This is a genomic window from Natrinema sp. CBA1119, from assembly GCF_002572525.1.
GTDB lineage: Archaea > Halobacteriota > Halobacteria > Halobacteriales > Natrialbaceae > Natrinema.
The window spans coordinates 415,742-432,862 of record NZ_PDBS01000008.1; the positions used below are offsets into that span (position 1 = coordinate 415,742).

18 protein-coding genes are annotated in these 17,121 nt (G+C 54.9%); 8 read left to right on the forward strand and 10 right to left on the reverse strand.

Annotation, left to right across the window (positions count from 1 at the left end; translation table 11 throughout):
• Positions 1 to 232 precede the first annotated feature (232 nt).
• Positions 233 to 604 (reverse strand): DUF411 domain-containing protein, encoded by a 372-nt coding sequence (locus CP556_RS24320; RefSeq protein WP_255291597.1) that lies wholly within the window; start codon positions 602 to 604, stop codon positions 233 to 235.
• A gap of 278 nt (positions 605 to 882) precedes the next feature.
• On the opposite strand from CP556_RS24320, the gene CP556_RS24325 reads away from it, so the two are divergent.
• Positions 883 to 1,080: a heavy-metal-associated domain-containing protein gene (locus tag CP556_RS24325; RefSeq protein ID WP_098728138.1), complete on the forward strand. Its 198-nt coding sequence runs from the start codon at positions 883 to 885 to the stop codon at positions 1,078 to 1,080.
• 69 nt (positions 1,081 to 1,149) lie between these two features.
• Here the strand turns inward: CP556_RS24325 and CP556_RS24330 are convergent, their stop codons facing one another.
• Together CP556_RS24330 and CP556_RS24335 are read right to left on the reverse strand one after the other, a co-directional pair.
• Positions 1,150 to 1,545, reverse strand: coding sequence for an SHOCT domain-containing protein (locus tag CP556_RS24330; protein WP_098728139.1), 396 nt, complete (start codon positions 1,543 to 1,545; stop codon positions 1,150 to 1,152).
• A 30-nt stretch (positions 1,546 to 1,575) separates the two neighbouring features.
• Complete coding sequence (locus tag CP556_RS24335; protein WP_098728140.1) at positions 1,576 to 2,136, reverse strand: DoxX family membrane protein; 561 nt, start codon at positions 2,134 to 2,136, stop codon at positions 1,576 to 1,578.
• Positions 2,137 to 2,250: 114 nt separating this feature from the next.
• On the opposite strand from CP556_RS24335, the gene CP556_RS24340 reads away from it, so the two are divergent.
• The 5 genes from CP556_RS24340 to CP556_RS24360 all read left to right on the forward strand — a co-directional run bounded on the left by CP556_RS24340 (position 2,251) and on the right by CP556_RS24360 (position 6,723).
• Positions 2,251 to 2,601, forward strand: a complete 351-nt coding sequence (locus CP556_RS24340) for an ArsR/SmtB family transcription factor (protein ID WP_098728276.1) — start codon at positions 2,251 to 2,253, stop codon at positions 2,599 to 2,601.
• Between the two features lie 3 nt (positions 2,602 to 2,604).
• Entirely contained in the window at positions 2,605 to 2,880 is a 276-nt protein-coding gene (locus CP556_RS24345) for a DUF7521 family protein (protein WP_098728141.1), read from the forward strand.
• Between the two features lie 52 nt (positions 2,881 to 2,932).
• On the forward strand, positions 2,933 to 3,334 hold the full coding sequence (locus CP556_RS24350; protein WP_098728142.1) for a hypothetical protein: 402 nt from the start codon (positions 2,933 to 2,935) through the stop codon (positions 3,332 to 3,334).
• A 111-nt stretch (positions 3,335 to 3,445) separates the two neighbouring features.
• Positions 3,446 to 5,671 (forward strand): copper-translocating P-type ATPase, encoded by a 2,226-nt coding sequence (locus CP556_RS24355; RefSeq protein ID WP_394340758.1) that lies wholly within the window; start codon positions 3,446 to 3,448, stop codon positions 5,669 to 5,671.
• 50 nt (positions 5,672 to 5,721) lie between these two features.
• Entirely contained in the window at positions 5,722 to 6,723 is a 1,002-nt protein-coding gene (locus CP556_RS24360) for a potassium channel family protein (protein WP_098728143.1), read from the forward strand.
• A gap of 36 nt (positions 6,724 to 6,759) precedes the next feature.
• Here the strand turns inward: CP556_RS24360 and CP556_RS24365 are convergent, their stop codons facing one another.
• Positions 6,760 to 7,464: a DUF7546 family protein gene (locus tag CP556_RS24365; RefSeq protein WP_098728144.1), complete on the reverse strand. Its 705-nt coding sequence runs from the start codon at positions 7,462 to 7,464 to the stop codon at positions 6,760 to 6,762.
• Between the two features lie 286 nt (positions 7,465 to 7,750).
• Between CP556_RS24365 and CP556_RS24370 the strand changes: the two genes are divergently transcribed.
• Positions 7,751 to 8,389: a MaoC/PaaZ C-terminal domain-containing protein gene (locus CP556_RS24370; RefSeq protein ID WP_098728145.1), complete on the forward strand. Its 639-nt coding sequence runs from the start codon at positions 7,751 to 7,753 to the stop codon at positions 8,387 to 8,389.
• A 663-nt stretch (positions 8,390 to 9,052) separates the two neighbouring features.
• Here the strand turns inward: CP556_RS24370 and CP556_RS24380 are convergent.
• Positions 9,053 to 9,541 (reverse strand): DUF411 domain-containing protein, encoded by a 489-nt coding sequence (locus tag CP556_RS24380; RefSeq protein WP_098728147.1) that lies wholly within the window; start codon positions 9,539 to 9,541, stop codon positions 9,053 to 9,055.
• Positions 9,542 to 10,125: 584 nt separating this feature from the next.
• Between CP556_RS24380 and CP556_RS27095 the strand changes: the two genes are divergently transcribed.
• On the forward strand, positions 10,126 to 10,260 hold the full coding sequence (locus CP556_RS27095) for a DUF8158 family protein (RefSeq protein WP_255291598.1): 135 nt from the start codon (positions 10,126 to 10,128) through the stop codon (positions 10,258 to 10,260).
• Between the two features lie 429 nt (positions 10,261 to 10,689).
• Here CP556_RS27095 and CP556_RS24390 read toward each other — a convergent pair whose 3' ends face one another.
• The 5 genes from CP556_RS24390 to CP556_RS24410 form a co-directional block, all read right to left on the reverse strand.
• Complete coding sequence (locus CP556_RS24390) at positions 10,690 to 11,049, reverse strand: DUF7344 domain-containing protein (protein WP_098728148.1); 360 nt, start codon at positions 11,047 to 11,049, stop codon at positions 10,690 to 10,692.
• 71 nt (positions 11,050 to 11,120) lie between these two features.
• Positions 11,121 to 11,777 (reverse strand): helix-turn-helix domain-containing protein, encoded by a 657-nt coding sequence (locus CP556_RS24395; protein ID WP_098728149.1) that lies wholly within the window; start codon positions 11,775 to 11,777, stop codon positions 11,121 to 11,123.
• A 344-nt stretch (positions 11,778 to 12,121) separates the two neighbouring features.
• Positions 12,122 to 13,264, reverse strand: coding sequence for an NAD(P)/FAD-dependent oxidoreductase (locus CP556_RS24400; RefSeq protein WP_098728150.1), 1,143 nt, complete (start codon positions 13,262 to 13,264; stop codon positions 12,122 to 12,124).
• Between the two features lie 2 nt (positions 13,265 to 13,266).
• Complete coding sequence (locus CP556_RS24405) at positions 13,267 to 15,000, reverse strand: hydantoinase B/oxoprolinase family protein (RefSeq protein WP_098728278.1); 1,734 nt, start codon at positions 14,998 to 15,000, stop codon at positions 13,267 to 13,269.
• A 14-nt stretch (positions 15,001 to 15,014) separates the two neighbouring features.
• Entirely contained in the window at positions 15,015 to 17,045 is a 2,031-nt protein-coding gene (locus tag CP556_RS24410; protein WP_098728151.1) for a hydantoinase/oxoprolinase family protein, read from the reverse strand.
• Positions 17,046 to 17,121: the final 76 nt, after the last annotated feature.

Below are 17,121 nucleotides of genomic sequence, written 5' to 3' on the forward strand. Positions count from 1 at the left end.
AGTCCATGAGAAACCATCCAAAACATGACTGTTTTCAGGAGTTTTCGCCAAATACTCACTCAGGAAAATCGTCTACAGGCTTCACAGGGCGAATATCCCGAGTTTGACCCCGTTCAGGTGGGGATCATTCGCGATCACATATCCGAGGTCGTAGAGGAATCGTCGAATCATCGTTCAGGCTGTCAACTGCCGTCTCAAAGTATCTTGACCAGTTACTCACTCGAGTTGAATCTTAAATTTCGGCGTACACATCACCAGTCTTTCCGCCGCTGAGTTCGTACACGGTGAACGAGCCGGACTTCGTTCCGCCCATTCCCGGCGAACCGGCTGGCATCCCGGGCAACGCGATGCCGTCGATTATCGGCTTTTCATCAAGCATCGTCGCGATTACCTCAGCAGGAACGTGTCCCTCAACAACGTACTCGTCAAGTACGAGTGTGTGACAGCTCTGTAGTTCCGCTGGAATGTTGTTTCGGCTCTTGAGAGCCGTCACATCCTCGGTTTCGGTTTCCCTGAGTGTCGTGTCGAGATACTCGCGCAGATACGACGCATACTGTCCGCAACAGCTACAGTCCGGTGAATTGAATTGCTGAGCGTTCGTCACTGCCAGCGTTCCCGCGATGTCCCACTGGTCCTCACTTGATGACTCTAGGCAGCCGGCGACTCCGAGTGCGACCGTCGTCGCACCGACTCGTAGTAGTCCGCGACGAGTTGCGTCCCGTTCCATATGATCTTCATTTTGCCCGGTGGTATCTATTGTATATTGCCATTCCTGCGTATTGAGAACGGACTCGAGTACGACGGGAAGAGATGTCGGTGGTAGAAATATGTGATTCTAAGCAGAAAATCACATGGAAGTCTAGCCCCTATTTGTAACTGGATATGGTCCAGACCATCACCATCGAAGGGATGGCCTGTGAACACTGTGAGCAAACCGTAGAGGAAGCACTTGAAGGAGTTGACGGAGTCACTACTGCAACTGCGGATCGGAACTCCGAGTCCGCGACAGTCGAGGGGTCTGCCGAACTGAATGAACTCGTTACTGTCGTCGAAGACGCCGGCTACGATGCGTCGACGTAATCTAGAACGGCTTCAATTAAAGCTCCTATCGAGTATGCGTACAACGGGAATGAAGCCCCGAGCGAACGATTAACGGCCGTCGTCAGGTGTAAGACGATCGCGACGGCGGTCGAACTCCTCATCGTCGATCTCACCTCGAGCGTACCGCTCCTGGAGGACGGCAAGCGCGCTATCTTCAGTGTGACCGTTTGTTTGTGACTGCGTTATTAGCCAGTAGACGAAATAGACAGGAAGGGCGAGGAGAAGTGCCATCCACAGCAGGCCGAACACCATCATTCCCCAGCCCCAGACGCCCCAACCAGCCATGTGGCCGTCGTTCCACATTCCCTCGTGCCACTCCCACATCATTGCGTCCGGAACGGTCGCGTGCGTTAGAGCCATCCCGCCGACGACTGCCAGCGTGAGTGCTACGACGACGATGAGTCCCAGAGAACGAATCCCGCGTGATTGAATTGGATTTTGCATAATTGTACTCCTGAAGAGAGTTTGGCGTGGTTAGCCGAGGATGTATTCGAGTCGGGGGTAGCGCTCGACGAGCGCCTGGCCGCCGACCTCGTACTGCTCGATGTACTGGTCGAGTCCCAGGATGCGGCCCGCAGCGAACGCGGCGACCGCGAGGAACACGAGCATGTACGCGAAGTCCCCGTTGATGAACCCGTGACCCATGTCCCAGTTGCCGAAGTAGAACATGAGCATCATGAGCGCGCCGAAGAACGCCGCGAGGCGAACGAACGCGCCGACGAGCAGGCCGAGGCCGATGAGCAGTTCGCCCCACGGCACGGCGACGTTCGCGAACTCGACGAACCACGGCGTGCTCCCCATCCACGCGAACATCTCCGCGAGGGGGTTGCCGTTCGTCGCGGCGACGTTCGACAGGTAGCCGCCGGCCCCGAACTCACCGGTGATCTTCGTAAACCCGGAGTACGCGAACGCGTAGCCCATCATGAGGCGGAGCGCGAGCACGAACCACGCACTAAGGCTGTGGACTTTCCCGCCGACGGTCAGTCCGCCGATCTTGCTCTCGAGCTGGTTCATGCCGGTGTCGAGTGTAGACATAATTATTTCACCTTCAACTATCAGTAGGTGAGGTGAGATGATATACTAGCAAGCCGGCGTTCTGAGTCAGAAAATCGGCGGGATATATTACGCTCCTGTCGCGAGTAGGTGAGTGTGACTGAGGAGCCGAGTCCGCCGGAGGTCTTCGCCACCCTCGACGACGAGTACGCCCGCGACATCCTCGTGGCGACGAAGACCGAACGGCTGTCCGCGAAAGAACTCAGTGAGGAATGCGACATGTCACGACCGACTGTCTCGCGCCGCGTCGGCCGTCTCGTCGAGCAAGGCCTCCTCGAGGAGTACACGCACGTCGATCCCGGAGGACGGCATTACAGCGAGTACGAGGCGCGACTCGAACGCATCGAAGTCCTCCTCCAGGCGGAGGGCTTCGACGTCCAGATCGACATCCGGCCGGATCCCGCCGATCGGATCACATCCATTTTCGAGAAGATGCGGGGGGACTGACCCATGGAACACACATTATTCATCATTGCGAAACTGTTCACGACCGCGTTAGCGCTGGTAATCGCCTATCAGGCCTATCGCGGGTACCAACGGCATCGCACGCAGTTACTCCTGTACGTCGCGATGGGCTTCGCGCTTGTCGGGCTCGGTGGCCTTCTCGAGGGCGTACTCTTCGAGGTCCTCCAAGTATCGATCTTCGAAGCTGGTTTCGTGGCAGCACTTGTCACTGCAGCAGGGATGCTGTCGATCCTGTACGCCCTCTACGCCCCCAATCCCTGAGTGCCAAGAATTTGTGAGGAACGTTAAACCCGAATAGGTTGTACAGTAGTGTATGTTACGAATACTCCTCGGTGTCCTCGGAACCGTGACAGCACTGTTCCCGGACGAGATCGTTGGGCTCTTTGAGAAACTCGCTACCGCCAATCCCGATGAAGGGGCTCTTCGAGCATGGGTCAACCCAGCTATCCGATCGGAAGGGGTTCTAATAGCCGTGGTCTCCCTGCTTGGTGGACGCTCGTATGCGTGGATGATGAATCTCACCGGGGCGTTCGGTGCAGTTGTCCTCGTGTTCCCCGGCCTGTATCGCGAATTTGCGTCCACGTTCCTCTATGAGCGCCCAGATGCTATCGAATGGAACGAACGATTCACGACAGGTGTACGGGGTATCGGCGCAGTATATGTCTTTCTGGCTGCCAAAACGTACAGAGACCGCCGCAAGGAGATGTCGGATTAGTGTCGAGCGTCACGACCGCGTGAACGTCCGGTAGAGGCTGGTCAGTTTAGAAGGCGTGTCAACTCACAGTACCCTCCATGTTGAAGCACCCTCGGAGTCAATTGCTCGGTAATGGACGACGAACCCGAAAGGGGCGTTGACGAAACTGACCATACGCATCACGACGAGGACGCACATAGTTGGCACGACGAGTCACAGACTGAGGGGCAGAGTGAGCAATCGCTCCTCAAAACGGAGGCTGAACCTCAGTCCCCCGGCGAAGCAGACCACGGCGAACACAGTCAGCACGATGGGCACGACGGACACGACGGCCACGGTGGGATGCACGAGGGCCACGAGCAGATGTTTCGGCGGCGCTTTTTCGTCTCGACGCTCCTGTCGATTCCAGTCCTCCTGTACAGCGAAATGCTGCAGGAGTGGCTCGGCTTCTCCGTCCCAGCGTTCCCGGGTAGCGAGTGGATCAACCCCGTCTTCGCGGTAGTCGTCTTCGCGTACGGTGGGGTTCCGTTCCTCCAGATGGCGGTGCCGGAACTGAAAGACCGGTCACCGGGGATGATGACACTGATTTCGATGGCGATCAGCGTCGCGTTCGTCTATAGCCTCGCGAGCGTGTTCTTCCCGACGGAGTCGGCGTTCTTCTGGGAGCTCGTGACACTGATAGACATCATGCTGCTCGGTCATTGGATCGAGATGCGGTCCGTACGACGGGCCTCGAGCGCGGTCGACGAGCTGGCGAAACTGATGCCCGATACTGCCGAGCGGATTACCGACGACGGTGACACCGAGGAAGTCCCGGTGAGCGAACTCTCCGAGGGCGACCTCATGCTCGTCCGGCCGGGTGCGAGTGTCCCTGCTGACGGCATCGTTGAAAAAGGTGATTCAGACATCGAGGAGTCGATGATTACGGGTGAGTCGAAACCGGTCTCGAAAGAACCCGGCGATGAGGTCATCGGCGGGACGATCAATGGCGACGGCAGTCTCCGCGTGCGCGTCGGTGCGACAGGAGATGAGACGACGCTCGCGGGGATTATGCGACTCGTCGAGGAAGCCCAGCAGAGCAAGTCCCAAACCCAAGTGCTGGCCGACCGCGCGGCCGGCTGGCTGTTCTACGTCGCCCTCGGGGCGGCAGTCGTGACAGCAATCGCGTGGACAATCGCGGTATCGTTCAACGCAACAGTTATCGAGCGCGTTGTTACGGTGCTCGTCATCGCCTGTCCACACGCACTCGGCCTCGCCATCCCACTGGTCGTCGCGATCAACACGTCACTCGCCGCTCGCAACGGGATGCTCGTGCGCGACCGCATCGCGATGGAGGACGCACGGAAACTGGACGCCATCATCTTCGACAAGACGGGGACGCTCACCGAAGGCGAACACGGTGTCGTCGACATGGCGACCGTCAACAGCGTCGACGAAGACGACGCACTCGCGCTGGCGGCGGCCGTCGAGAGCGACTCCGAGCACATGATTGCGCGTGCCATCCGCGAAGCCGCCGAGGAGCAAGACCTCACTGCACCCGACGCGACCGACTTCGAGGCGATCAAGGGCAGGGGTGTCCGAGCGAACGTCGATGGAAACGAGGTGTACGTCGGCGGGCCGAATCTGCTGACCCAACTCGATCGCGAGGTCCCTGACCACCTCCGGCGTTTCGCTGACGAGGCCGGACAGAACGCACAGACTGTCGTGTATCTCGTTCGCGAAGGAGAATTGATCGCCGCGTTCGCGATGGCCGACGTGATCCGCGAGGAGAGTTTCCGCGTCGTCGACGCCCTCCATGACTTGGGCATTGAGGTAGCGATGCTGACTGGTGACTCCCAAGACGTCGCCAACGCCGTCGCCGACGAACTGGGCATCGACACGGTGTTCGCTGAGGTTCTCCCTGAAGACAAGGACAAAAAAGTTCAGGAACTCCAAGACCAGGGCAAGCTCGTGGGGATGGTTGGCGACGGCGTGAACGACGCGCCGGCACTGACGCGAGCAGACGTCGGCATCGCTATCGGGAGCGGCACCGACGTCGCGGTCCAGTCGGCTGACGTTATCCTCGTCCAGAACAACCCGATGGACGTGGTTCGGCTCGTCAAACTGAGCAAGGCGAGCTACCGGAAGATGCAGGAGAATATCGTCTGGGCGGCCGGGTACAACATCTTCGCAATTCCGCTTGCAGCGGGCGTCCTTGCGCCGATAGGGATTCTGCTGTCGCCCGCTGTGGGCGCGCTGTTGATGTCGATGAGTACGGTTATCGTCGCGATCAACGCGCAACTGCTCCGGCGGATCGATCTTTCCATCCCGAGTTTGCCGGACGTGTCATCAGACAGAGGCGCACAACCGGCCGACTAGAATGGACGACTATCGACAGCAAATTAGCCGTCACATCGCTCAGCAGTAAAATGAACCCTATTTATCTCGCTCTTGGCATGATTCTTCTTGTCGGGGCCGTAATCGACCTTCTCTGGACAACGCTCTGGGTTGAGGGCGGGGCTGGTCCACTTACGTCTCGTTTGATGGTGTGGACGTGGCGATTACTACGACAGATTAGTACCCAAAACTCACGGCTTCTCAGCCTCTCAGGACCGCTGATCTTCGTTTTGGGCCTCTCTGGATGGCTTCTGCTGCTCTGGATCGGATGGACTCTCGTCTTCGCTGGGGCCGAGAATATCCTCATCGATACGCTCAACCGCGGCCCCGTGTCGTGGACCGATCGGATCTATTTCGCCGGGTACACGTTTTTCACGCTTGGCATCGGCGATTTTGCTCCTCGGGAAGGAATCTGGCAGCTTATCACGATACTCGCAACGGGAAGCGGGTTGCTCTTCGTGACGCTCAGCGTCACCTATACGCTGTCAGTTCTCGATGCAGTCACCCAGAAACGCGCGTTCGCCGCCAATGTAAGCGGATTCGGAACGCACAGCGAGGAAATCGTTCGAACGGCTTGGAACGGAGAGAAATTTCAGGGACTCGATCTGCCATTAAATACCTTCGTAACCCAACTCACCGTCCTTACGGAGAACCACAAGGCCTACCCTGTTCTCCATTACTTTCACAGCGCTCGGGCTGACCGTTCCCCGGCCGTCGAAATCGTAGCCCTCGACGAGGCCTTGACGCTCATTCGGTTCGGCGTCTCGGAGAAACACCGACCGAACGAAATCGTCGTTCGAAACGCCTGCAAAAGCGTCGAAAACTACCTCGAAACGCTGCACGAGTCGTTCGTTGATCCGGCGGATAGCTCCCCTCCCCCGTTGGACCTCTGTCTCCTCCGCGAAGCGGATATCCCAACCGTTTCGGACGAGGAGTTCGAGACGTCACTTGACAAGATGAAGAAGCGCAGACGGTTATTACTCGGGTTGGTCGAATCCGATGTGCGGCAGTGGCCTACGCAACGCACCGAGTAACTTATCCTGTTTCTGAAAGATCATCCACCTCCAAACTCACTCTGTTCGCAGTTGGTGGTACAGCCTCGTGAGTTGCTTTCGATGGTAGAGTATCCCGACAGCCACGATGAACAGGATGGTCGCAATCTCGTAACCGTAAACTCCCAGTAATATCATCGTTGAGGAACCACCGATCCCACCCGCGAGTAGCGGAGCAAATAATGGGCCGACACAGGCTGGACACGCTGCGATCCCGACGATACCTCCGACCGCCGACTGTGAGAGATCGAGCAACGCATCGTAGACGAGATATGACAGCGCGACCAGACCAACCGCCTGGTACGGTATGATTGTGACCGTGATCAAATCTCCAGTATAGAGCAGAACCGGACTCCAGCCCAGTGGCCGGCCCCACGTCATTCCGACACCGTACGAACCAGTGAGTGCCCCGAGATGAGAGGAACTCAGACCGAGCAACCCCGAGAGATAGAATACGAGGAGGAGGTAAACAACGGCAATGAGAGCAGAACCGATATGAAATAACCGTCGTGTCGGAGTGGGACGAGTGTGCCAGATAACCCACGCAGAGACGGTTAACCAAACGAACGGGATGACAAAATGTGTGAGTCGGCTTCCGATGTCACCCGTGACATACGCGTAAGCGAGTCCGACGACTAACTGTACGGCGAGAATCAGGTTGAGCCATGTGCTTGATTGGAGAAGTTCTCTAACTGGACCTCTCTCAAGTGTGGTTTGTGTCATAGTCGTGTGAATCCGAAGCAGGTCGTTTACGCGAGGTCTTACAACGACCTGTAGGGCTGAATAACGAAAAGCGATTCGGACTATGTACGGATACCTCTCGCCGGTGAAAGCGCCGAGATCCGTCTCAGATCTGTTTCCATCTCGGAGAATGGCCAGGCTATATCTGAATAGAGGTCTTTTCTACTACTGCACCAACTCAATCATATCCGACCGATTTCGAGAGAGACAGCCGTACACGATAGGCTGTAAACCAACCTGAAACCGTTCAGACAATCCACCCAATACAATGCCCGTTGATCCCGTTTGTAGCATGGAGGTTACCGATACAGATCCGGGGACGACCGTCACACACGATGAAACGGAATATCACTTCTGTTCGCAAGCCTGCCGCGACCTATTCGAACAAAACCCGGACAGCTACTTGGACGAGCCGCATCCGCACCTTGAAGAGATCCAAGGGGTGGCCGTCCCCCGTCTTTCGCCGGGACGAGCGGAAGGACATTTCGAGATTGAGATCGCCGACCCAGGAGCGTTAGGCGTCGGCGATCGTGTCACGGTCACCAAAACGATCACCAACGAGGATGTTCAGCGATTCGCCGAAGCGACGAGCGACACGAATGCGCTCCACCTGAACGAGGACTTCGCCCGAAAAACGCGATTCGGCGGGCGAATCACCCACGGAACGCTCGTCTCCGGATTGATCAGTTCAGCGCTTGCCTGTTTTCCAGGCGTCACGATCTATCTCTCTCAGAACCTCGAATTCAAACGACCCGTTGATATCGGTGAGACGCTGACCGCGAGCTGTGAAATTGTCGAGGTACTCGAAGATGACGAGTATCGACTTACGACGCGTATCGAGAACGAAGCCGAAAAGCTCGTGATACACGGCACAGCAACCGTACTCGTCGATGAACTCCCCAAATGATCCACGAACGTCGTTTTACAATCTATATCGCATAAAATAACTACAAAATCGATAACTGGCTCAAGGATTCGGCGCTCATTGTTGGGGAGCTGATCGAGTACTCTCCGGTTTGGTACGCTCTCAAAAGCAGCCAAACGCTTGTCCGAGAGTTCTCCGGCTGGATCCCTCTAATCTGACTCACCCGAAGAGAGAGAGAGAGAGAGAGAGAGAGTGGACTGGTTCAGTGTAGAAGTAGGTGGACTGATTCGGTCTCGAACGCTAATATAGACGCCGCCGACAATGCTCGCGGCGACAATCGTTCCAAGGAGATACCAGGCTGGATTCGTTCCGTGGATTGCAGCAGTATCCATTCCCTTGTGACCACCCATTGCGTTCACCGCAGTCCATTGACGGTCGGCTTGCCAGATGACTATCCTGTCGATGTGGAGAATGGAACTAATCAGGAGAATGGTAATCCCATCGATATACTTCAGCTTCGTGGTCGTGATTTTGCAGTTAGTCATAGGACGTTTTTTATTCTGCTTACCACACGAGATCGTACGAAGGGAATTATATGTGAAATTATTGATCTTGATCTCGCGCTCCTTGATATCCAAACATCATTCACTGCCGCATCAAACTCACTGACTATTACACTCGTTAGGGAACCGGATTGTTAGCCAGTCACAATTTTGTATATACTGTTGGGCTGTCTCCGGAGTGGATTTCGTATACCGTCCACGTTCCGCTTTTCTCTCCACCCATTCCTGGTGATCCCGGCGGCATCCCTGGTAACGCGATTCCAGAGATTTTGGGTTCGTCTTTGAACAGAGTGGTGACGATTTCAGCTGGAATGTGCCCTTCGATAAGGTAATCGTCCAGTTCGATTGTGTGGCAACTTCGAAGATTTGCGTCGATCCCATGATTGTTTTTCACTGCTGTAAGATCCTCGGTAACACTCGTCTCTAAGTCAGTTCTGAGAGAAGCATCGAGATGCTCGCCGTAGGAGTCACAACAGCTACAGTTTGGTCCTTTATACATCGTTGCGGAGGTTACCGGAATCGTTTCATCGGTTTCCCACTCATCAGTTCCGTCGGTTAGACAACCTGCGAAGGCAGCCCCGATTGTACTTGCGCCAGCCGTCAGAACCGCCCGTCTCGATGTGTTGATCATAGGTATTACGACAATCTCTTTTGGGTTTGCATTTCTGTATCGGTGATTCCAAACGAACAGGAATCCCCCAACTGGCAGTGGTACAGTCGTCCGTTCACGGACAGCCGAACTGGCGCGATACCAATCTGCATCCGTTCGAGTTCGATAACGTCGAGTGCCTCCGTTCGTACGAATCTTGACGGTATCCGGCACGTCAAATGGCATCCTCCTGTGGCCGTCCACCAGACCGGGGAAAGCAAACTCTGAGATCATCGTCGCCAGCCGTCATCGGCGACGTGGTCGAGAAATCGGATGAACAAGGAATAACTTGAGGTCGGATCCCTTATTTACTGCCAAATATACGTAATATTTAAGACTGTGCCTCTGATTCCAGACCTGCTAAGCGCGTCTATTCGGTACAGCACTAGGTTCATATCACTCGGAAGACTTCTTTTAGGTGTGAGCCTCGAAGAGACAGTGGATTACCTTGCCGAGCAACTCGATCTCGCGAAGTGACCACGTCCGAGAGGTCAGTCAGGCGGTCGCCGAACTCCGCGACTGATCAAAACGATCCTCTGAAATCCCGTTCGACAAACCCTGACTCCATGATGAGTAATAGCGACGCGCTCTACGCGGTCCAAGACCAAATGGGGAACGCTGCCCATGCGTCGGTCGATGACGTCTGTAATTACGCCAACCGAATCTGTTCCCAGAACGAGCGAGTCGTCGACCAGTGCTAGCCGTGACGAATCGGAGCGGAATCGGAATCATGCAGATCTGGTTGAGAAAAATCGACTGTTGACCGATCGTGTCGACGAACTCGAGGCCACGCTCGAACAGAAAACTGAACGTATCGATCGCCTCGAGACAACGATCGAAAATCTCAGAACCGAACTTGCAGAGCGTAACCGAGAGATCGAGCAGACTCGAGAAGAACAAGACAGGACACCACCCGACTGTGAGACCGCTTCAGAGACATCCTCTCTGTGGGGACGATTATTCGGCGATGGGTCCAAGTAGCAGTCATTGGGAGGACCGTTTCTTCAATTCAGAATGAGGTATGATAGGGACACTCGATTCGGTAAGTAGGTCTGCGTATTGTTCGTCGCCCTCATTCCCTCAATGGAGTGGTCTGGTACCAGACGAGAATGGAGAGCGGTTGATCGACATTAGAGTTCGATCGGCGCTTCAAGTGAGGGATCATCATCAATGATCGTAGACACGGTCGGCTGTATCTGCTTGAACTGCTCGGTCGGTTCCACGAGCTGTCGGTCTGGATCATAGGTGATGATCCCTTCCGAGGCCAGCTTTGGGAGGTGGACGTGATAGAGTAAGAGGCGAATCTCGGTTAGTACGTCCTCAGAGACCTCTGTAATTGACGTCTGATGGTTGTACTTGAGGACGGTTTGCGTCAGGTCATTTAGCGTTAGCGACCGCTGTTCTGCTGCGAGTATCCCAAGTACGATCCGACGATGTTGGTGTTGACAGAGGTTGAGGACCGAGTCAAAGGTGGAGGAATCCTCACTCATTATATGTAGTGCAGACGACTGACGCCAATCACGTTGGCTGTTTCAGATACAAACCGCTTTTACGTAGCCGATCAGGATCGGTCTTCGACAGCGGAGAGCGTGCTCCCGAGGATGTGCTTGATCCCACCTCGGATACGGGATCCAACGGCCTGCTGTGAGATTCCAAACTCCTCACCGAGCACCTCCAGCGTGACCTCACGGGGAGACTCAAAGTAGCCACGCTCGTAGGCAAGTACCAGCGCCTCTTGCTGAGTGTCGGTGAGGGCGGCTTCGGTCCCCGTTTCGACCGGTGTGAGCGCGTGCAACTCTGTCAGCGTGGTCGAGATGTCCAGTTCTCGACAGCGCTGTTGAAATTCGGCGATGTCGCTTCGGTCGTCGCCGCGGATCTCGAAGGTCCACTGGTGGTTCGTACCGGTGGCCTCGATGAGCGGTACCTCCGTCTTCGCTAATACGGTGAGCACGTCGTCGTAGTCCAGCGCCCACTCGACTCGTAACAGATACTCGTCTTCGACGGAGTCTACGAGTCGAATCTCTTTCGTGCCGGGATGGTCGGTGAACGCGCTCTCAATGTTATCAACTTCGGTTCCCCGCACCCAGAAATAGGGAATCACTACGTCCCGTGCGGGGATAATACGCTCAAGTTCGACCGTCACGTCCGGCAGTTGGTTGAATACTGTCCCCAGCGGGAACTGGTCGGATGGAACCGTGAACGTCGCCTCGGTAGCCATTGTCCGTGCCAGTGGCTCCCAGCAGGAAAGGTCTACGACCGAGTGCTCGTGACGCCGTTGTTCGTGGATACCTGCTTTCTTGGACTAGACCTTGATTGTAGGTAAGTTTCGACACCAACAGTGGAATCATTGATGAGGTCCCCGAGGTCGTTCTCTGCTTCCCCTATACTTAACCACCAATAATCTATCCTATAGGTAGGGGTAACCGTGACGAATTGTTTGCCAATTTCGACCACAGATGTGGGAAAGGGCACTCTCCAGTCCGAACCGAAGAGGGCGAAAAGCAACCAGACAACTCACTTATTCGATGGTATCAGTGTCCAGAGTGCGACCAAGTTTTCGACTCACCACTCGATAGCGCTCCGTATCTCGAAATCAGACTCTGGTGAGGGAAATCGGTCCGGAGCAAATGCTTCGGCGTTGAATTCTGGTGTCGTCCCAGTAACAAAGTCTGCGATCAAATGTCCAGCAACGGCACTATACATGATGCCTTCGCCATTAAAGCCGCAACACGCGTAGATATCGTTTGCATGGACCTTGCCGATAAGTGGATGGCGATCAGGAGTCGCGGAACAAAGCCCTGCCCATTTTCCGGTTACATCGCTGTTTCTGAGTTTTTCGGATATTAGTGGCGCTTTGTCTGCCACCTCATGAAGGAATTCTTCACGAACTGATGGGTCGAACGACTTCGGATCGAGTTCTTTTTTGCCTGTCCCACCTCCGATTAGAACTTCTCCATTTGTTTCTGTCCGGTAATAGAGGAGGAGATCCGGATCGTTAACCAATGGGAGATGAACATCAGACTCGGGATCTAACGTGATGATTTGGCTAACTCGTGGTTTTAATGGAAGTGAAACATCGATCTCCTGCGCGAGTAAACCACTCCATGCTCCTGTAGCCAGAATCACTGTTGAAGCGGTATACGACCTGTCGGATGTCGTAACACGAGTTGTGCCCTGTGAGAGAGGGGTGAGTGATTCGACCGACTCTGTCCGCACGTCCACACCGAGTGCTGTTGCGTTCTCCATTACTGTCATCGTACCAGTGTATGGGTCCAGCGAGAATCCATCTTCAAACATGAATCCCATTTTGATATCACCAGTGGTGAGATCCGGAAGTCGCTCACCAATCTCAGGACTCGTCAGAAGTTGTGAGTTTATCGCCGTCTCTTTATGAAGTTGCTCGAGATACGAGACTGACTCCTCATTTCGAGCAAACGTATAGCCATCATCATAGTTGAGTTCGATCTTTGAATCCTGAGCCATCTCTTTCCAGAACTCGAGAATGTATTGGTGTTCTTCAGGGTGGGTTCCGGTACTGAGGAATTGATCAGGAGTTATGAACCCGGCTGCACGCCCGCTCGCTTTGCTAGCTGGCTGATCCTTTTCGAGCACTACCACATCTTCAACGCCAGCAGCAGCGAGATGGTACGCACAACTCATGCCAGCAACACCACCACCGATCACGATCACATTACGGTCAGCCATGATTACTCTTGTTCGATATCGATATCGTACACTTTAGCTGCAACTTCGCGGCTGACCTTTTCATCACGGACGTCTTCACGGACCGCTTCAGCGTCACGGTCAGTTGGATCGCCTCGCCCTCCGCCGCCTTGCGTTTCAATGGTGAATGATTCACCGGGTTGGAACGGTTCACTCCCAAGCAGACACATCTCCCACTCATCGGAGTCGGTCTTCCAACCGCCGATCACTTCCTCACTGTCGGCCCCGTAATTCTTGATCAGCCGGCCTAGTCCCCCTGATTGTCCTCCGTTCACACCAGGAGTCCCCTCTTTTGTTCGGCTTGTTTCGACGCTGAGTTCCGCGTATCCATGGAAGGTAAACGTCTCTCGAAGGCCCAGTCCACCACGGTACTTGCCATCTCCACCGGAGTCGGGGATGAATTCCCGTCTGTCCACGGTTACCGGGAAGAGCAATTCGGCTCGTTCGACGGGAAGGTCCATACAGTTCCCAAGCGGATCTGCCGTCGTCTCCATTCCATCACCAACGGGCGTTCCGCCCCAGCCACCGGGTGGGAGATCAGACCACACATAGGCGTCGTCTGTATCCGGATCCTCCTGCTGAACAGTAAACCAGTTACACTCGGAGTACGTCGGAGCGACGATATCCTCAGGGATCGCATCTGCGAGCGCTTGCCAGATCACCGCACAGATCTTTGATGCCGCAAACGTCGTACAGCCGATTACGGGTCGCGGCCATTCGGGATTTACCCACGATCCCTCTGGGAGTTCGATGTCAATCGGCCTGTACATTCCGGCGTTAGCAGGCGCATCCGGATCGGTGAAGAACTTCAGCGCATAGTAGACTGCCGAATGTGTGTTTGCTTTCGGCGAATTTACTGACCCGGGAACGGCGTCGTCAGTTCCCTCGAAGTCAACCGTAATCTCATCATCCTCAACGATGAGGGTGACATCGAGATAGATCGAGTCCTCCGTTATTCCGTCACAATCCCCGTAGTCACGGGCGCTGTACTCTCCGTCAGGGATCTCACGGATCGCTTCGCGTGTTCGCTCTTCGGTGTAGTCTAATACATCACCCATTCCCTGCCGTACCGTGTCTGCTCCATATTTCCTTTCGAGCCGGTGGAGTTCATCTTTCGCGGCTGTAAGTGCCGCTCGATGTGCCTGAACATCGCCTTCGATGTACTGTGGAACTCGAGTATTGCTTTTCAGAATCTCGAGAAGCGTTTCATTCATTTCGCCGTTTTCCACGATTTTTGAAGGTGGAATTCGGAGCCCCTCTTCGGCGAGGTGAGTACCCCATGATTGTCCGCCAGGTCCACCACCGCCGAGGTCAGTCCAATGACCACGGCTAACGCCGAACCCAAGGAGTTCATCCGAACTATCGTATATTGGCTGTGTCCACGTGACATCGTTGATATGGGTCCCGCCGTTGTACGGATCGTTGAGGAGGACGATGTCGTCTTTTCCGAGTTCGTCAACGCCATATTCCTCAAGGGACGCTTCAGCGCTGAAGTGCATGGCGGCAAGGTGGACTGGACAGTTCGCTGTTTGGCCGACAAGATCGACATCAGGAGTGAAAATCGCGTTCGAGAAGTCCACCATATCGTAGATAATCGGTGAGAACGATGTCCGCTGGAGCACCGTACTCATCCGATCTGCGGTATGCTCGAACCCGCTTCGTAGTACTTCGAAGGTCACTGCGTCGATTTCGGTCTTCCGTTCTGTTTGTTGGCTCATTTTTGGATCCTCCATTACTTGTTAGTGCTGATGATTACGTTCTCGTGCTCATCAACCGATGCGTTCATCGATGGATTGAGCGTTATCGTTGAGTGGTCGCCTTCGACGATAGCCGGCCCTTCAATCTCCATTTCCTGATCGAGCGTTGCTCGAGGGTAGATCGAAGTCTCGTGCCATTCGCTGTCAAAGTACACTTTGCGAGTATCGCCGTCCGCTGTTTCAGTGTCCGTGATACTGGGGCTCCGGAACTCTTGACTTGCTGTTTCCTTGCTTCCGACTGCACGCAGATTCACGAACGTGACTGGGAATTCGTCAGATGCAATTCCATACTCTTGTTCGTGCCTCTCGTGGAACTCCTCTGATAGGTGGTCTATAGAGTCCGCGCTGAGATCCTCATCAGAGACGGGAACATCAACCTCATACGTTTGCCCAACGTATCTCATTTCAGCAACTCGTTCTACGTCTACAGCTGCAGGGTCGACGCCCTCTTCTTTGAAGAGTGACTGAATATCTTCTTCCAGTTCTTGGAATTCAGCCGCTAACTCAGCGGGGGTTACTCCCTCAGCGGGAGTGTAAAACGTTTTATCATCATTGTGCCGAATATCCATCATCGTCCCCCCGACCGCTGAGAGCACACCCGATGCACTTGGAACGACAACAGAGCTTACATCCAAGCTCTCTGCAACCTCAGCAGCATGCATTGGCCCACAGCCACCGAATCCAATGAGATAATAGTCGCGTGGATCCTGGCCGCGCTCGATTGTCGTCTCACGGACTGCAGCCGCCGTATTCTCGTTTGCAATCTCTAGGATTCCCTCGGCAGCTTCGAGAACATCCATTCCCAGTTGGTCAGCGAGCTTTTCGATTGCGCTATAGGCTGCGTCTTCGTTGAGCGTTCGTTTCCCACCCAAAAACGTCTCGGGATCGAGACGGCCGAGAACGAGGTGGACATCAGTAATTGTGGGTTCGGTCCCGCCCCTATCGTAGCAAACTGGTCCGGGATCAGCGCCAGCACTCTGGGGCCCAACGCGTAGTGAGCCGCCATCGTCTATCCACGCTATACTCCCTCCGCCCGAGCCGATCGTCGTCACATCGAGCATCGGCTTGACTAACGGAATATCGAATTTGACCTCATACTCCGTCGTGATGAGCGGCTCCCCGTCCTCAATCAGTGAGATGTCCGTCGACGTGCCTCCCATGTCCATCCCGATGACGTTCGGTTGATCGACGGCTTCGCCGATCGCCTGACTCCCTTTGACCCCTGCAGCGGGGCCTGAGAGAATGGTTGATTCCGCCTGCCGTTTCGCTTTCTCCGTGCCGGCTACACCGCCATCCGAACGAATAACGTAAAACGAACCACCGAATCCCTCGTCTGTGAGTTTCCGGTCGAGTGTGTCCAAGTATCCCGCCATAACCGGTTCTAAGGCGGCGTTCATGATCGTGCTGTTGAACCGTGCGACCGATCCAAGTTTGCCGCTCACCTCCGAAGAAATAGCGACGTAGATCTCATCGACGGTGTCCTCCAAAATCTCTTTTACCCGTTGTTCGTGTTCAGGATTCACATACGAGTTGACGAATCCAATTGCGACACTCCGAACTTCGTTTTGGTGGAGTTGTTCGGCGAGGTCATACACTGCTTGTTCATCCAGCGGTTCCGTAATCTCTCCCGCTTCATCGATCCGTTCAGGAACTGTGAATCGATGCCGTCGAGACGTAAGCGGTTCCGGCTTCGACTGGTATGGATTGTACAACTCCTCACGGTGGTACCGGCCAATCTCGATAAGGTCCCGAAAACCATCCGTCGTGATGAACGGTGTGGCTGAATATTCGCCTTCGATTACTGCGTTCGTGGCGATCGTACTGCCGTGCATGAACGTGTCGACCGATGTGAGATCCACATTCGCTGCCTGAAGCGCGTTCATCACGCCTTCTGTAGGATCTCCGGCTGTGGTCGGCACTTTCTCTTGGACCGTTTTATTCTCGCTACTGAGCCACCCGTACAGGTCGGTGTGTGTGCCACCGACATCCACTGCAATTGTGGACATACCTCATTCGACTGGTGATTAGAACTTATACAGAGAGGGTGCCCGAACAACTCTGTCGATCTCGCTTTGTCTTGAA

Bases quoted from the DNA above. Each gene is read 5' to 3' on its own strand.
- CP556_RS24325 (WP_098728138.1), top strand. From the start codon at position 883: ATGGTCCAGACCATCACCATCGAAGGGATGGCCTGTGAACACTGTGAG.
- CP556_RS24330 (WP_098728139.1), bottom strand. From the start codon at position 1,545: ATGCAAAATCCAATTCAATCACGCGGGATTCGTTCTCTGGGACTCATC.
- CP556_RS24335 (WP_098728140.1), bottom strand. From the start codon at position 2,136: ATGTCTACACTCGACACCGGCATGAACCAGCTCGAGAGCAAGATCGGC.
- CP556_RS24345 (WP_098728141.1), top strand. From the start codon at position 2,605: ATGGAACACACATTATTCATCATTGCGAAACTGTTCACGACCGCGTTA.
- CP556_RS24350 (WP_098728142.1), top strand. From the start codon at position 2,933: ATGTTACGAATACTCCTCGGTGTCCTCGGAACCGTGACAGCACTGTTC.
- CP556_RS24355 (WP_394340758.1), top strand. From the start codon at position 3,446: ATGGACGACGAACCCGAAAGGGGCGTTGACGAAACTGACCATACGCAT.
- CP556_RS24360 (WP_098728143.1), top strand. From the start codon at position 5,722: ATGAACCCTATTTATCTCGCTCTTGGCATGATTCTTCTTGTCGGGGCC.
- CP556_RS24365 (WP_098728144.1), bottom strand. From the start codon at position 7,464: ATGACACAAACCACACTTGAGAGAGGTCCAGTTAGAGAACTTCTCCAA.
- CP556_RS24370 (WP_098728145.1), top strand. From the start codon at position 7,751: ATGCCCGTTGATCCCGTTTGTAGCATGGAGGTTACCGATACAGATCCG.
- CP556_RS24380 (WP_098728147.1), bottom strand. From the start codon at position 9,541: ATGATCAACACATCGAGACGGGCGGTTCTGACGGCTGGCGCAAGTACA.
- CP556_RS27095 (WP_255291598.1), top strand. From the start codon at position 10,126: ATGATGAGTAATAGCGACGCGCTCTACGCGGTCCAAGACCAAATGGGG.
- CP556_RS24390 (WP_098728148.1), bottom strand. From the start codon at position 11,049: ATGAGTGAGGATTCCTCCACCTTTGACTCGGTCCTCAACCTCTGTCAA.
- CP556_RS24395 (WP_098728149.1), bottom strand. From the start codon at position 11,777: ATGGCTACCGAGGCGACGTTCACGGTTCCATCCGACCAGTTCCCGCTG.
- CP556_RS24400 (WP_098728150.1), bottom strand. From the start codon at position 13,264: ATGGCTGACCGTAATGTGATCGTGATCGGTGGTGGTGTTGCTGGCATG.
- CP556_RS24405 (WP_098728278.1), bottom strand. From the start codon at position 15,000: ATGAGCCAACAAACAGAACGGAAGACCGAAATCGACGCAGTGACCTTC.
- CP556_RS24410 (WP_098728151.1), bottom strand. From the start codon at position 17,045: ATGTCCACAATTGCAGTGGATGTCGGTGGCACACACACCGACCTGTAC.